Origin of the sequence: Aestuariibius insulae (assembly GCF_040783535.2) — a bacterium.
Lineage (GTDB): Bacteria > Pseudomonadota > Alphaproteobacteria > Rhodobacterales > Rhodobacteraceae > Aestuariibius > Aestuariibius insulae.
This window is the reverse complement of sequence record NZ_JBFONW020000006.1, coordinates 254,755-268,541: the sequence shown is the minus strand read 5'-3', so window position 1 is coordinate 268,541 and position 13,787 is coordinate 254,755. Positions and strand designations below refer to the sequence as shown.

The following is a 13,787-nucleotide window of genomic DNA, read 5'->3' as shown; positions in this document are numbered from 1 at the left end:
ATGAACGACAGGCGCAGCGAGACTACGGCGCCCCCGTCAGCCCGCGAGAACCTTGTGAACCTGATCGAGGTCGATCTCGCGGACCGGCATCTTGTTCGAGGGATCCTCGCGATCATAGCCAAAAAGCTCGAAGTCCCGCTTGTAGATCTCGAAGACCAGATGCATCGACAGATCGTCGAAATAATCCTCGACCGGATGGGCGCGCTTGGGGCCATGCCCTTCGCTTTCGTTGAAGCGAGGGATCTCGCTTAAATCGATCGGGTTCGGCGTCTCCACTGCATCGAGGACCTGCTGCATCCCGTCATTAAACTTCTCGGTCCAGAAGATCCCGTCATAGGTGCCGCCGTTCTCGACAAGGCCAACGAGATGGGTCCAAATCGGCGACCAGTGAATGTCCGGCTTGATCGGGCGGTGAAACCGGATCGTGTCGCGGGCAAAGAGCAGGAACCGGCGGAACGACTGGATCTGGTCGAACTCTCCTGTCTCAGGATCGGGACCGAATTCAAACCCGTACTTCTGGCGCATCTTCGGCAAAAGATCGCCGCGGTATCGACCGCCGTTTCGCTGGATTCCGCACACCTTGTCAAAGAAGGCGCTGAGGATTCGCGTATACGGGTTGCGCACGAAGCTGAAAACATAGCTGCGATGGGCCGACACATTGTCGGCAATGGCGGCCTGACTTCCCTCGAAGGACCACTTGTGCATCCCGCCTTCGGCATCATGGATGTCGCCGTCGAAAAAGTCGTGATTGTCTGAGTAAAACATGATCTGCCCGATGGTCGAGCAGGCGCATTTGGGGACGGGGCGATAGACCATGCTCTCGCTCGTGGTCATCCAGGTTCCGTTAAAGCCTGTCATCTGATCTGCCTCTCCATAACGTGCCGACGATCCGTCTGGTCACTGCTTGATATCAAGCAAATCTGACCTTTGTATTCAATGGCACGTCGCACTAAGAAGACGTGATCTCTTCGACCATTGCGAGAGTAGGACGACACCATTGGCCAAGATCGCCTTCATTCTGCTCTGTCATAAGAACCCCGATGCGGTCATTCAGCAGGCCCAGCAGCTGACCGATGCAGGCGACTGCATGGCAATCCATTTCGACGGTCGTGCCTCTGATACCGACTATCGCCGGATCACCGCGGCGCTCAGGGACAATCCGCGCGTGACCTTTGCCAAGACCCGGGTGAAATGCGGCTGGGGCGCCTGGAGCCTGGTTCAGGCCACGCTCAACGCGGTTGAGGCCGCTGTCGACGCCTTCGATCACGCCACCCACTTCTACATGGTTTCAGGCGATTGCGCCGCGATCAAATCCGCCCGCTATGCCCATGCAAAGCTCGATGGCGAGGATGTCGATTATATCGAGAGCTTTGATTACTTCGAAAGCGACTGGATCAAGACGGGCATGAAAGAAGAGCGGCTGATCTACCGCCATGTCTTCAACGAACGCACGCAAAAGACGCTCTTCTACACTTCGATGGAGCTCCAGAAAAAGCTTAAGCTCGAACGCGAGATCCCCGCCGATCTGCAGATGATGATCGGCAGCCAGTGGTGGTGCCTCAGGCGTCAGACGATCGAGGCGATCCTCTCCTTTCTGAAAGGCCGCCCGGATGTGATCCGGTTCTTCAAGACGACCTGGATTCCCGACGAGACTTTCTTCCAAACACTTGTGCGCCATCTGGTGCCGGAAAACGAAATCCGGACGCGGACCCTGACCTTCCTGATCTTCAGCGATTACGGAATGCCGGTGACGTTCTACAACGATCACTACGATATGCTACTCAGCCAGGACTTCCTCTTCGCCCGCAAGATCAGCCCCGAAGCTGCCGAACTGAAAGAGCGGCTCGGCGCGCTCTATGCCTCGGATCGCGAGGATTTCGTCATCTCCAACGAGGGGCAGAAGCTTTTCACCTTCCTTGTCGGGCGCGGCCGGGAGGGGCGGCGCTTCGCAACCCGGTTCTGGGAGAATGAATCCTCCCTCGGGCGCGAGCGGGAATTGCTGATCGTCACCTGCAAGAAATGGCATGTCGCCAAGCGGCTTCTCGGCTCGATCCAGGATCATGCAAATATTCCGACCATCGACTATCTATTCAGCGAAGAGCACACGCCGCTTCCCGATCTGGGCGGGATCCAAACGACGCTGGAAAAGCGGAACAGGCACCGCCGGGCCCTGCTTCGGATGCTTTTTGACTACTACGACACCGACCGGCTCCTGATCTGCCTCGATCCCAGCAATCTGGACCTGATGCATGACTTCGGATCGGACCGGTCGACCATGAAAGTGCTCGAGATCGAGTGCGATTTCAGCGACGATTATCTGATCGGACATGCGATGCGGGTTGGGCTCGCGGGGGAAAATTCCGGCGAGGAAACGCTGGAGCGTCTTCTTCCGACCATCCGATATGACGTCATCTACGAAAGCGACGCGTTGCGCGATGCGAACTTCCCGCATTTTACCCGAATTCGGGAAAGCGCCCCGACCGACAAAAACGCCGAAGCTCTGTCGGAGTTTCTCGAGGTGCCCGCCGATGTCGCCGAGCGCATCGCGCAGACCGATCACCTGTTCACCGATTAAGAGGAAGGCCGCCTCCAGATGCGCAGCTATGACGACCAGAACATCTTCGCCAAGATCCTGCGGGGCGAGATCCCGAATGACACCGTGCTCGACACCGAGCATACGCTGGCCTTCCGCGATATCCAGCCGCAGGCGCCGGTGCATGTGTTGGTGATCCCGAAAGGGGCCTATGTCGATTTCGCCCAGTTCTCGGCCGAGGCAAGCGATGCCGAAGTGCTCGACTACATGCGCGCCATCGCCGAGGTTTGCCGCCTCGAAGGGGTGGAGGAGGAGGGCTTTCGCGCCATCTCCAATGCGGGGCGAAACGGCGTGCAGGAGGTCCCCCACCTGCATGTCCATATCATCGGCGGACGGCCTTTGGGCCGGATGCTCCAGCCCGCGTCCTGACGGCTAGACCGTCACCTCTACCGCGCCCTCCAGCCAAGCAAAGCCATTGGGCGGCAACGTCAGGACTTCTCCGTCAAGATCCGCCCGGTACGGGCCGGTCAGCGCAGTCTTACCGCCAACGGTCAGCCTCTGAGGCTCCTTCGACAGGTTGAAAAGACAGGTCAGCGCGCCCTCATCGGCTGTCCGCGTGAAACCCAAGACGGCCTCGTTCAGATCGAGGAAAGACGTCTTGCCCAGACCCAGAGCCGGGCTGCCTTTGCGAAAGGCGATGATCTCGCGATAGGCGTGCAGGACGCTGTCATTCGCGGCCTCCTGACCGTCGACGGCATGGGCCAGCTGCGGCTCTTTCACCGGCAACCAGGGCGTGCCTTTGGTAAAGCCGCCATGGGACGCATCCGCCTCCCAGACCATCGGCGTGCGGCAGCCGTCCCGCCCCTTCACCTCCGGCCAGAACCGCAGGGCAGGGGGATCGGTCAGCTCGTCATAGGTCATGATCGTCTCGGTCTGGCCCAGCTCCTCGCCCTGATAAATCCCGATCGACCCCTCAAAGCTCAGCAACATCGCAGCCGTCAGCCGGGCCAGCGCCTCGCGGCTCTCCCCATGCTCGGCCCAGCGGGTGACATGGCGCGGTACGTCGTGATTGGAAAAGCTCCACGACGGCCAGCCATCGGGCGCGCCTTCAAGAAACCCCTCGATACAGGTCCGGAAATGTTTGGTCGAAAACCGCGGCCCCAGAAGGGCAAAGGAATAGGCCATATGCAGCCGCTTCGCACCGCGCGTGTAATCGGCCATGATCTCGATCGACCGGTCGCCATCCTCGCCGACCTCTCCCACCATCATCCGGGCATCGAACGCATCCGTCAAAGCGCGCAGGCGCTCCAGAAAGGCGATATTCTCGGGCTGCGTCTTGGAATAAAGGTGTGTCTGCATCCCGTAGATCTCGGTCGCCATCTCCCAATTTCCCGACTCCGCCGGGGGATTGCTGCGCAGCTGGTCGTCGTGGAAATAGTAGTTCACGGTATCCAACCGGAACCCGTCGACGCCCCGATCCAGCCAGAAGCGCATCGTCTCGATCATCGCGTCCTGAACCTGCTGCTCATGGAAGTTCAGATCAGGCTGCGAGATCAGGAAATTGTGCAGGTAATACTGCCGCCGCCGCGGCTCCCATTCCCAGGCCGGGCCACCGAAGACGGACGGCCAGTTATTCGGCGGCGAGCCGTCGGGCTGCGGTTCGGCCCAGACATACCAGTTGGCCTTCGGGTTGTCCCGCGACTGGCGGCTTTCCTCAAACCACGGATGCTTGTCCGAAGAATGCGAGATCACCTGATCGATGATGACCTTCAGTCCCAGCCCATGGGCAGTTTCGACCAGCGTATCAAAATCCTCAAGCGTGCCGAACAGCGGATCGATATCGGTATAGTCCGACACGTCATAACCCATATCCTGCATCGGCGAAGTAAAGACCGGAGAGAGCCAGATCGCATCCGCACCAAGATCGGCAACATGGCCCAGACGGCGCGTGATCCCGGGCAGATCGCCAATACCGTCGCCAGTGCTGTCCTGAAAGCTTCGCGGATAGATCTGGTAGATCACCGCACCACGCCACCACTCGTTCATAATCGATTCCTTCGCCCAGTTCGGGAGCCAACGTCGCACCATTCGAATGGTTGCGCTAACGGTTTGATACGACTCGCAGCGGGTTGCGGAAAGCTGCCAGTCAAGACTTAAAAGCACCGAAATAAGGGGGCTTAGCCGGATTTTTATAGCCGCCCCGCCATGGACAAGGTGTCGCGGGGCTCCACTATTAAGAGTGCCAGTTGCCGGGCATTCTCCCGGCGCGCCAGCCCATAGGAGCCCCCGATGAGCCTGTCCCTCACCGTCAATGGCACCACCCGAGAGGTCGATGTCGACCCCGCCACCCCCCTTCTCTGGGTCATCCGCGACGAATTGCGGCTGACCGGCACGAAATTCGGATGCGGCATCGCCCAATGCGGTGCATGCACCGTCATGATCAACGGCCAACCGACGCGGTCCTGCGTGACCCCGGTCGATACCGTCACCGACACCGACATCACGACGATCGAAGCCGTGGACGGCCCCGAGGCCGAAGCGATCCAAGCCGCATGGGTCGAGCTGAACGTGCCGCAATGCGGCTATTGCCAGTCTGGTCAGGTCGTCAGCGCCACCGCGTTGCTTCAGGCGATCCCCAAGCCCACCGATCAGGAAATCGACGATGCGATGGCCGGCAATGTCTGCCGCTGCGCCACCTATGCCCGGATCCGCTCTGCGATCCGTCAGGCATCCGACACGCTGGAGGGCTGAGCCATGACATTGATCAAACCCACACGCCGCGCCTTTCTTGCCAGCACCGCCGGTCTCGTGATCGCGGTCGCGCTTCCTCAGGCCCGCCGCGCTGCCGCGCAGGCGCAGGGAGAGCAGAACTTCGCGCCCGACGCCTTCATCCGCATCGCACCGGACAACACCGTCACGGTCCTTATCAAGCATCTCGAGATGGGACAGGGCGCCAATACCGGCCTCGCTTCCCTCGTCGCCGAAGAGCTGGATGCAGACTGGGCCCAGATGCGCGCCGAAAGCGCGCCCGCCGATACCGCCCTCTACACCAATTTCGCCTTCGGCATTCAGGGCGTCGGCGGATCCACGGGCTTGGCCAATTCCTACACGCAAATGCGCAAGGCCGGCGCCGCCGCCCGCGCGATGCTGGTGGAGGCCGCCGCCCGCGAATGGGGTGTCGACGCTTCCGCCATCACGGTCGAGGCCGGGACCCTGACCGGCCCTGATGGCCAGACCGGCACATTCGGCGACTTCGCCGAGGCTGCATTGGACAGCGAAGTGCCCGCCGATCCCGCGCTCAAGGACCCGTCCGAATTCAAGCTGATCGGCCAGAAACTCACCCGGCTCGACAGCCCGGGTAAAAGCGATGGCACGTCCGAATTCACCATCGACATCTATCTCGACGGGATGGAGACGGTGGCCATCCTGCATCCGCCGAAATTCGGTGCGACCGTGGCCAGCGTGAACGATACAGCTGCGCTTGAAATCCCCGGCGTCATCCGCGTCGCCCAGATCCCGACAGGCGTCGCCGTCTACGGAACCAATACCTATGCCGCCTTCCAGGGCCGCGACGCGCTCGAGGTGGAGTGGGACGAAAGCGGCGCCGAAACCCGCTCTTCGGCCGAAATGGCGCAAGTCTGGGCCGAAGCGGCCCGCGGCGATGCCCGCGAGGTCGAGGCATCCGGCGATGTCGACGCCGCCTTCGCGAACGCTGCCACCACCCACGAGGCGGAGTTCGTTTTCCCCTTCCTCGCTCACGCTCCGCTCGAGCCGCTCGACGGCGTGATCCAGCTAAGCGACGGGGAGGCTGAGGTTTGGATGGGCTCGCAGCTTCAGACGGTCGATCACGGCACGCTCGCAGGCGTGCTTCAGATGGATCAAGCCAATGTCGCGCTCAACACGGTCTATGCGGGCGGCAGTTTCGGTCGCCGCGCCCAGCCTGCATCCGACTTTGCGGCAGAGCTGGCAAATGTCGCAGCCGCCGCTGGTCCGGGCGCCTACAAGCTTCTTTGGACGCGGGAGAATGACATTCGCGGCGGCAACTACCGTCCGCTGACCGTCCATCATCTGAAAGGTGCGCTGGATGCCGAGGGCAAGATCATCGGCTGGCAGAACACCATCGCCAACCAGTCGATCATCGCAGGCTCCCCGTTCGAGCAGATGATGCAGGACGGGCTCGATCCGACCTCCTACGAAGGCTCGACCCAGATGCCCTACGATTGGCCTGCGCACCGCGTCTCTTGGGCGCGGATGGAAAGCCAGGTGCCGGTCCTCTGGTGGCGGGCGGTGGGGCACACCCATACAGCCTATTCGACCGAAACCTTCCTGGACGAACTGCTTGAGATGGGCGGTCAGGACCAAGTGCAGGGACGGCTCGATCTTCTTAGCGCCGAGGCTGGCCGCGACCGCGCCGTGCTCGAACGCGTGGCCGACATGGCGGGTTGGTCTGGTCCCGGCACGGGCGACCGTCGCATGGGCATCGCGCTCCACGAAAGCTTCGGCTCCTACGTGGCGATGATCGCCGAGGTCGAGGATCGCGACGGCCATCCTTTCACGACCAAGGTCTGGTGCGCCGTCGATTGCGGCTTTGCCGTCAATCCCGACGTGGTGATCTCGCAGATGGAGGGCGGCATCGGCTTCGGCCTGGGCACGACGCTCTACAATGAGATCACGATCGAACAAGGCGGGCGCGTGCGTCAGTCGAACTTCGATCAATACCGGATGATGCGGATCTACGACATGCCGGAGGTTGAAGTCGCGATCGTGAATTCCGAGAACGATCCATCTGGCGTCGGAGAGCCGGGTTTGCCGCCCATCGCACCCGCCATGGCTAATGCCTGGAGGTCGCTGACCGGCGCAACACCGCGCCGCCTGCCGCTTCAGGACGCCGGTGTGTGAGGAGAAGATCATGAAAGTCATCACAATCGCGCTCGGCCTCGCACTGGCCGCAGGCTCCGCCATGGCGCAAGACCTTCGCCCTGTCTCCGAGTTCGAGGGGATCGAGAACGAGGCGGACCGCTCGGTCGCGCTGTTCGAAGAAATGACCAAGGTGATCCAGCACCCGCGCTGCCTCAACTGCCACCCGGTCAGCGAAAACCCCCGTCAGGGCGACGACATGGAGATTCACCATCCGATCGTCATTCGTGGCGGTCAGGCGGGCATGGGCATCGTCGGGATGGAATGCTCGACCTGCCACAGCGCGTCCAATGTGTCCTTCACCGGCGCCGAGGGCTCGATCCCCGGCCATGAGCCCTGGCACCTCGCGCCTGCCTCTATGGGCTGGATTGGCCTGACCCCGGGAGAGATCTGCGCCCAGCTCAAGGACCCCGCACGCAACGGCGACCGCTCGCTCGAGGATATCCACGATCACAACGCCAATGACGGCCTCGTCGGCTGGGCCTGGGACCCCGGAGAGGGCCGCACCCCTGCCCCCGGCAGCCAAGCCGAATTCGGCGACCTCACCCGAGCCTGGATCGACACCGGAGCCGTCTGCCCAAGCTAAGCTAACCCCAACCCCCCAAGGCGACAGTCTCGGGGGGCAGGCCACACGATGCTGCGATCCATTTGAAATCGTACGCAGATTCCAACCGGTTCCAGCTTTTATCACGGCAGTCATCGATATCCGTTGAGCGGACGAGACGTTCAACGAGCCCCTTCAATCTGAGTCTGGATGTTCTGTAGCAACGCAGTCCGCTCTTCGTCCGACAGCTTATCCAAATTGAAATGAAGCGGTCCCCAGCAGGAAGGAACCGCATATCTCAGATCTTTGGCATCCTCCCCGGCTTTCACAAGTCCAAGCAGCACGTCTGCGCCGGGGACGAAGCCAAGATACTCCAGACCTTCGGCCTCATACGTCAGAGCTTCGATCTGAAAGAACTCATCTGCACACGTCGCCACGGAAAACGCCTGATCACCCAAGCCGAACAGGTACTCTGCCTTTTCGTATTCAACCAGCCAGCACGATGCGTCCGTGCCCACGATCTCGACATCGACAACGGACGCGATGGCGATCGAGATATCCTGCGAGGCAACCTCGTCATAAGCGAAATCAGGATCTGGTTGGCAAGCCAGAGCAAGATCAGCAGAGAGCAGGCCCCCGAAGGCGCAATAACGTAAAATTTTATTCATATGGGTAGGATAGCCTTAGCGGAGGACGCTCAAAAGCCCGCTCTTCCATCACGAGCCACCGATGAGCGAAGGAGGCATTCGAGATATTCCTTGCGCGAGCTCCCTGTGCAATTGACCCAAAGTCGCAAACGGATCGGCATCAAATCGCGCTCTGAAGCCAGCGACCATCGATCATTCAATGCTGTCGCCTAGAAGATTAAACGCAGTCATTGCCACGCGAAGCCGCAACCATCTTTCCTCCGCCCGCGCCCCGGTCTAGCGTCGCGGCATGGCGGAAGACTGGCATCTCGGCGTCGACATCGGCGGCACGTTCACCGACCTCGTCCTGGAGGGCGCGGGCACATCGCGGACGCTGAAGGTTCTGACCACCCATAACGCGCCCGACGATGCAATCATGGCCGGTCTCGCGCGTCTGACCGGCGAAGCGAGGATCACACCCTCCGATCTCACGCGGATCATTCACGGCACAACCCTCGCGACCAACGCGCTGATCGAACGCCGCGGAGCAAAAACTGCCTTCGTCACCACCGAAGGCTTCCGCGACGTGCTCGAGATGCGGACGGAAAGCCGGTTCGAGCAATACGATCTGAACCTTGTCCTTCCTGATCCCGTGATCCCACGCAAGGATCGCCATGTCATCGCGGGCCGCCTCCTCGCCGATGGCAGCGAGCTGACGCCCTTGGATTTCGACGCCGTACCCGCCCTCGCCGAGCGCCTAAAGGACTACGAGAGCATCGCCATCGGTCTGCTTCACGCCTATGCCAACCCCGCCCACGAACAGGCCTTGCGCGAAGCGCTCAGCAAAGCCCTCCCCGGCATTCCCATCTCGATCTCGTCCGAAGTTTCGCCGCAGATGCGCGAATACGAGCGCTTCTCCACCACCTGCGCCAATGCCTATATCCGCCCGCTGATGGAAGCCTATTTGACGCGCCTCGCCGGGCGCCTGACCGAGGCGGGCGCGGGCTGCCCGGTCTTTCTCATGCATTCAGGCGGCGGGATCATGGCGCTGGATCAGGCGGCACTCTTCCCCGTCCGGCTGGTGGAAAGCGGCCCGGCGGGCGGCGCGATCTTCGCCGCCGATCTGGCGCGGCGGCATGGTCTGGACCGCGTGCTCAGCTTCGATATGGGCGGGACCACCGCCAAGATCTGCCTGATCCGGGGCGGCGCGCCCAAGACCGCGCGCGTTTTCGAGGTCGCGCGCTCTTATCGGTTCAAGAAAGGGTCGGGCATGCCGATCTCGATCCCTGTGATCGACATGGTCGAGATCGGAGCAGGCGGCGGCTCTCTGGGATCGGTCGATGCGCTGAGCCGCATCGCGGTCGGTCCCGAAAGCGCCGGATCCGAACCGGGCCCGGCCTGCTATGGACAGGGCGGAGAGCGCCCCGCCGTAACCGACGCAGACCTGCTCCTCGGCAAGCTCGACCCCGAGAATTTCGCGGGCGGCGAGATCCGTCTGCATCCGGACCGCGCCGAGGCAGCAATGACCGCGCATATCGGAACGGCGCTGGACCTTGAGGCGACCGAAGCCGCGCGCGGCATGGCCGAGGTCGTGGACGAGACGATGGCCAATGCCGCCCGCGTCCACGCCGTCGAGAATGGAGAAGATCCGGCGGACTACACGATGATCGCCTTCGGCGGCGCGGCCCCCCTCCATGCCGGGCGGCTATGCGAAAAGCTAGGCATCAACCGGCTGCTGGTGCCCAAGGGCGCAGGCGTCGGCTCGGCCATCGGGTTCCTGCGCGCGCCGGTCAGTTTCGAGGCGGCGCGCTCCCGGCCCGAACGGCTGGACAGCTTCGATGCGGGCGCGGTGGCGGACCTGCTGGACGACCTGAATCGCGAGGCGCGCACCATCGTCGAGGCCTGTGCGCCCGGGGTGGAGGTCGAGCGCCTGGTGACGGCGCAAGTCCGCTATGTCGGGCAAGGCTGGGATATCCCCGTGCGGTTGCCCGGCCTTGCGCCCAAGGTCGAAGAGATTGCGGAGACCTTCGAAGAAACCTACCGCGCGCTCTTCTCCCGCACCGTCGAAAACCTGCCGGTCGAGGTCACCTCCTGGGCGGTCGAAGTCCGCACCGCACAAACCGAAGCTCCGCCCGTGCCCGCCGCCATGAACGGTGCGCCAGTCAAACCGGAGTCGCTCCGCACATTCATCGACCCGGCCAGCGGCGCCGCGGCCACCGCCAAGGTCGTCCCGCGCGACGCCCTCACCGACGGCGCGTCCTGCGCCGGCCCCGCCTTCCTGACCGAACGCGAAACCACCATCGTCGTCCCTGCAGGCTTTACCGCCACAGGCCGCGCCGACGGCACAATCGACATCCGGAGAACCACATGAGCATCGCCCATCAGGTCATGTGGACCCGCCTCATCTCCATCGTGGAGGAGCAGGCCCAGGCGCTCATCCGTACCGCCTTCTCCCCGTCCGTCCGCGAGGCAGGCGACCTTTCCGCAGGCGTCTACGATGCGCAAGGCAGCATGCTCGCCCAAGCGGTTACGGGAACCCCGGGCCACGTGAACGCCATGGCCGACGCGGTCGCCCATTTCATCCGCGAAATCGGCGAAATGGCCGAAGGCGACGTCTATCTGACCAACGATCCCTGGATGGGCACCGGGCACCTGCACGACATTACCGTCGTCACCCCGGTCTTTCGCGGCGGCCTCGTCGGCTTTTTCGCCTGCACCGCCCATGTCGTCGATGTCGGCGGGCGCGGCTTCGGAGCCGATGGCAACTCAGTCTACGAGGAAGGGCTCCAGATCCCCATCATGCGCTTCGCCACGGCGGCAGGCCCCGACCGGACGCTGCTGGCGCTGATCCGCGCCAATACCCGTGTGCCGGACCAACTGATCGGCGACCTGCACGCGCTGGCAACCTGCAACGATGTCGGCATGGCCCGCCTTCTGGGCATGATGGACGAGTTCGACATCGCCGATCTCACCGCAATCTCGGACCACATCCGGACCGCCTCGCGAACAGCCACCATCGAGCGGATCGCGGCGCTCCCCCGGCAACAGGCGACCGGCGCTATGCGGATCGACGGCTATGCCGCTCCGGTCGATCTGAAGGTGCAGCTCAGCACTCAAGCCGACCATGTCGCCTGCAGCTTTGATGGGACCTCCGGCCTTGACCCCAAGGGGATCAACGTGCCGATGGTCTACACGAAGGCCTATGCCTGCTACGCGCTCAAATGCGCCATCGCACCCGAGATCCCAAACAATGCCGGATCGCTCGAACCCTTTCGCATCACCGCGCCCGAAGGGTCGATCCTGAACGCGCCGCGCCCCGCGCCGGTCTCTTTGCGGCACGTGATCGGGCACCTGATCCCCGACGCGGTCTTCGACGCGCTTGCCCAGATCCTGCCGGGTCAGATCCCGGCCGAGGGGGCAGGGGCGCTTTGCAACTTCCAGCTCTCGTTGCAGGGGCCAGACAATGCCCGCGCCGAAATCCTGACCTTCAATTCCGGTGGCTCCGGCGCGCGGCCCGCCCATGACGGGCTGAACGCGACGGCCTTCCCCTCCGGCGTGATGACCATGCCCGTCGAGGCGACCGAACAGGCCGGTCCCGTCATCATCCACCGCAAGGAGCTGCGCCCCGATAGCGGCGGCGCCGGGCGCCAACGCGGCGGCCTTGGGCAATATATGGAAGTCGGCGCCCGCGACGGCTGGCAAATGGATCTCTCAGCCATGCTCGACCGCGTGGGTCACCCCGCGCGTGGCCGGGACGGCGGCAGGAACGGCGCGCCGACCGAGATCGCTCTGAGCGATGGAACAAAGCTTCGCGCCAAAGGCAAACAGCGGATCCCGCAAGGCAGGACCGTCCGCTTCGCCTTCCCTGGCGGCGGCGGCTACGGTCCTCCGGCAGAGCGACCGCGCGAGGCCATAGAGCGGGACATCGAAGGCGGCTATATCTCGGCAGAAGCCGCGCGCCGCACCTATGGAGAAGAGCCATGAGCGACACCTACGATATCGTCATCATTGGCGGCGCGATGATGGGATCCTCCGTCGCCTGGTGGCTCTCGCGCCATCCGGATTTCGACGGATCCATCCTGATCGTCGAACGTGATCCGACCTACGAATTCGCCTCGACGACCCACACCAACAGCTGCATCCGCCAGCAATTCGGAACCGAGATCAACGTACGCGTCTCGCAATTCGGCGTCGATTTCATCCGCAATTCCCGCGACTATCTCGGCGCGGACGCCCCGGATATGCCATTCCGCGAATTCGGCTATCTCTATCTTGCAGGCGATGAAGAGTTCGCCGGGCAACTCAGACGCAACCACGCCGTTCAGGTCCTGCTCGGCGCCGATACCCTCCTGCTCGAGCCGCAGGAGATCAAAGAGCGTTTCCCCTTCATGTCGACGGAAGGGCTCGTCATGGGCAGTCTTGGCGCCAGCGGTGAAGGCTATTTCGACGGCCACGGCATCCTCGCCATCTGGCGCGAGCAGGCCAAGGCCGCGGGCGTCCAGCGCCGGACAGGCGAGGTGGTCGAGATCCCGCGCGACGGCGACCGCGTGAGAGGCGTCGTAATGGCCGACGGAACCCGGATCGACGCAGGCGCCCTCGTCAACTGCGCCGGGCCGCGCGCCGCCCAAGTGGCGCACATGGCCGGGATCGACGTGCCGGTCGCCCCCTGCCGGGCCTATTCCTTCGTCTTCGACACCGCAGAGCCGCTCCCCGTCGATCTGCCCCTCACCATCACCCCCAACGGCGTGCATGTCCGCCCTGACAGCCGCACCCGCTATCTGGCCGGCTGCATGGATAAGGCCGGGGCCGGGGCGGCCTATGACGATTTCGACATGGATCCGGATATCTGGATGGACCATGTCTGGCCCACATTGGCCGCGCGCATTCCGCCGTTCGAGCGGATCAAGGTCTCCAGCGAATGGGTCGGTCACTACGCGCTCAACACACTCGATCACAACGCGATCGTCGGGCTTACGCCGGATCTTGCGAACTTCTATCTTTGCAACGGCTTTTCCGGCCACGGCCTTCAGCAATCGCCCGCCATGGGCCGCGGCTTGGCCGAGCTGATCGCAACCGGCAGCTACCAGACGCTGGACCTTGCGCCGCTCGGCTACGACCGGATCGCCGCGCGCCAACCGCTTCTCGAACCTGCCGTCATCTGAAGGAC

At 63.0% G+C, this 13,787-nt stretch carries 11 protein-coding genes; 8 read left to right on the top strand and 3 right to left on the bottom strand.

What is annotated here, in order from left to right; genetic code table 11:
• Positions 1–36: 36 nt before the first annotated feature.
• Positions 37–858 (bottom strand): sulfotransferase family protein, encoded by an 822-nt coding sequence (locus AAD018_RS17115; protein ID WP_367315627.1) that lies wholly within the window; start codon positions 856–858, stop codon positions 37–39.
• 139 nt (positions 859–997) lie between these two features.
• On the opposite strand from AAD018_RS17115, the gene AAD018_RS17110 reads away from it, so the two are divergent.
• Together AAD018_RS17110 and AAD018_RS17105 are read left to right on the top strand one after the other, a co-directional pair.
• Positions 998–2,575 carry a DUF5928 domain-containing protein gene (locus AAD018_RS17110; RefSeq protein ID WP_367315628.1) on the top strand — a complete coding sequence of 526 codons (1,578 nt, stop codon included), beginning with the start codon at positions 998–1,000 and terminating at the stop codon, positions 2,573–2,575.
• An 18-nt stretch (positions 2,576–2,593) separates the two neighbouring features.
• Positions 2,594–2,962, top strand: coding sequence for a histidine triad nucleotide-binding protein (locus tag AAD018_RS17105; RefSeq protein WP_367315629.1), 369 nt, complete (start codon positions 2,594–2,596; stop codon positions 2,960–2,962).
• Positions 2,963–2,965: 3 nt separating this feature from the next.
• Here the strand turns inward: AAD018_RS17105 and AAD018_RS17100 are convergent, their stop codons facing one another.
• Positions 2,966–4,579: an alpha-glucosidase gene (locus AAD018_RS17100; protein ID WP_367315630.1), complete on the bottom strand. Its 1,614-nt coding sequence runs from the start codon at positions 4,577–4,579 to the stop codon at positions 2,966–2,968.
• A gap of 243 nt (positions 4,580–4,822) precedes the next feature.
• Here AAD018_RS17100 and AAD018_RS17095 point away from each other — a divergent pair, with 243 nt between their 5' ends.
• From AAD018_RS17095 to AAD018_RS17085, 3 genes are read left to right on the top strand one after another with little or no spacing between them, the layout of a single operon-like run.
• On the top strand, positions 4,823–5,284 hold the full coding sequence (locus AAD018_RS17095) for a (2Fe-2S)-binding protein (RefSeq protein WP_367315631.1): 462 nt from the start codon (positions 4,823–4,825) through the stop codon (positions 5,282–5,284).
• Positions 5,285–5,287: 3 nt separating this feature from the next.
• Positions 5,288–7,432: a xanthine dehydrogenase family protein molybdopterin-binding subunit gene (locus AAD018_RS17090; RefSeq protein WP_367315632.1), complete on the top strand. Its 2,145-nt coding sequence runs from the start codon at positions 5,288–5,290 to the stop codon at positions 7,430–7,432.
• 10 nt (positions 7,433–7,442) lie between these two features.
• Complete coding sequence (locus AAD018_RS17085) at positions 7,443–8,036, top strand: Isoquinoline 1-oxidoreductase subunit (RefSeq protein WP_367315633.1); 594 nt, start codon at positions 7,443–7,445, stop codon at positions 8,034–8,036.
• A gap of 140 nt (positions 8,037–8,176) precedes the next feature.
• On the opposite strand, the gene AAD018_RS17080 is transcribed toward AAD018_RS17085, so the two are convergent.
• A complete protein-coding gene (locus AAD018_RS17080) occupies positions 8,177–8,662 on the bottom strand; it encodes a hypothetical protein (RefSeq protein ID WP_367315634.1) in 486 nt (161 codons plus the stop codon).
• Between the two features lie 268 nt (positions 8,663–8,930).
• On the opposite strand from AAD018_RS17080, the gene AAD018_RS17075 reads away from it, so the two are divergent.
• The 3 genes from AAD018_RS17075 to AAD018_RS17065 are packed head-to-tail and all read left to right on the top strand — an operon-like array spanning position 8,931 to position 13,782.
• Complete coding sequence (locus AAD018_RS17075; RefSeq protein WP_367315635.1) at positions 8,931–10,991, top strand: hydantoinase/oxoprolinase family protein; 2,061 nt, start codon at positions 8,931–8,933, stop codon at positions 10,989–10,991.
• On the top strand, positions 10,988–12,604 hold the full coding sequence (locus tag AAD018_RS17070) for a hydantoinase B/oxoprolinase family protein (RefSeq protein ID WP_367315636.1): 1,617 nt from the start codon (positions 10,988–10,990) through the stop codon (positions 12,602–12,604). Before AAD018_RS17075 ends, AAD018_RS17070 begins: the two co-directional genes overlap by 4 nt.
• Positions 12,601–13,782 (top strand): NAD(P)/FAD-dependent oxidoreductase, encoded by a 1,182-nt coding sequence (locus AAD018_RS17065; protein WP_367315637.1) that lies wholly within the window; start codon positions 12,601–12,603, stop codon positions 13,780–13,782. The genes AAD018_RS17070 and AAD018_RS17065 overlap by 4 nt, the downstream gene beginning before the upstream one ends.
• Positions 13,783–13,787: the final 5 nt, after the last annotated feature.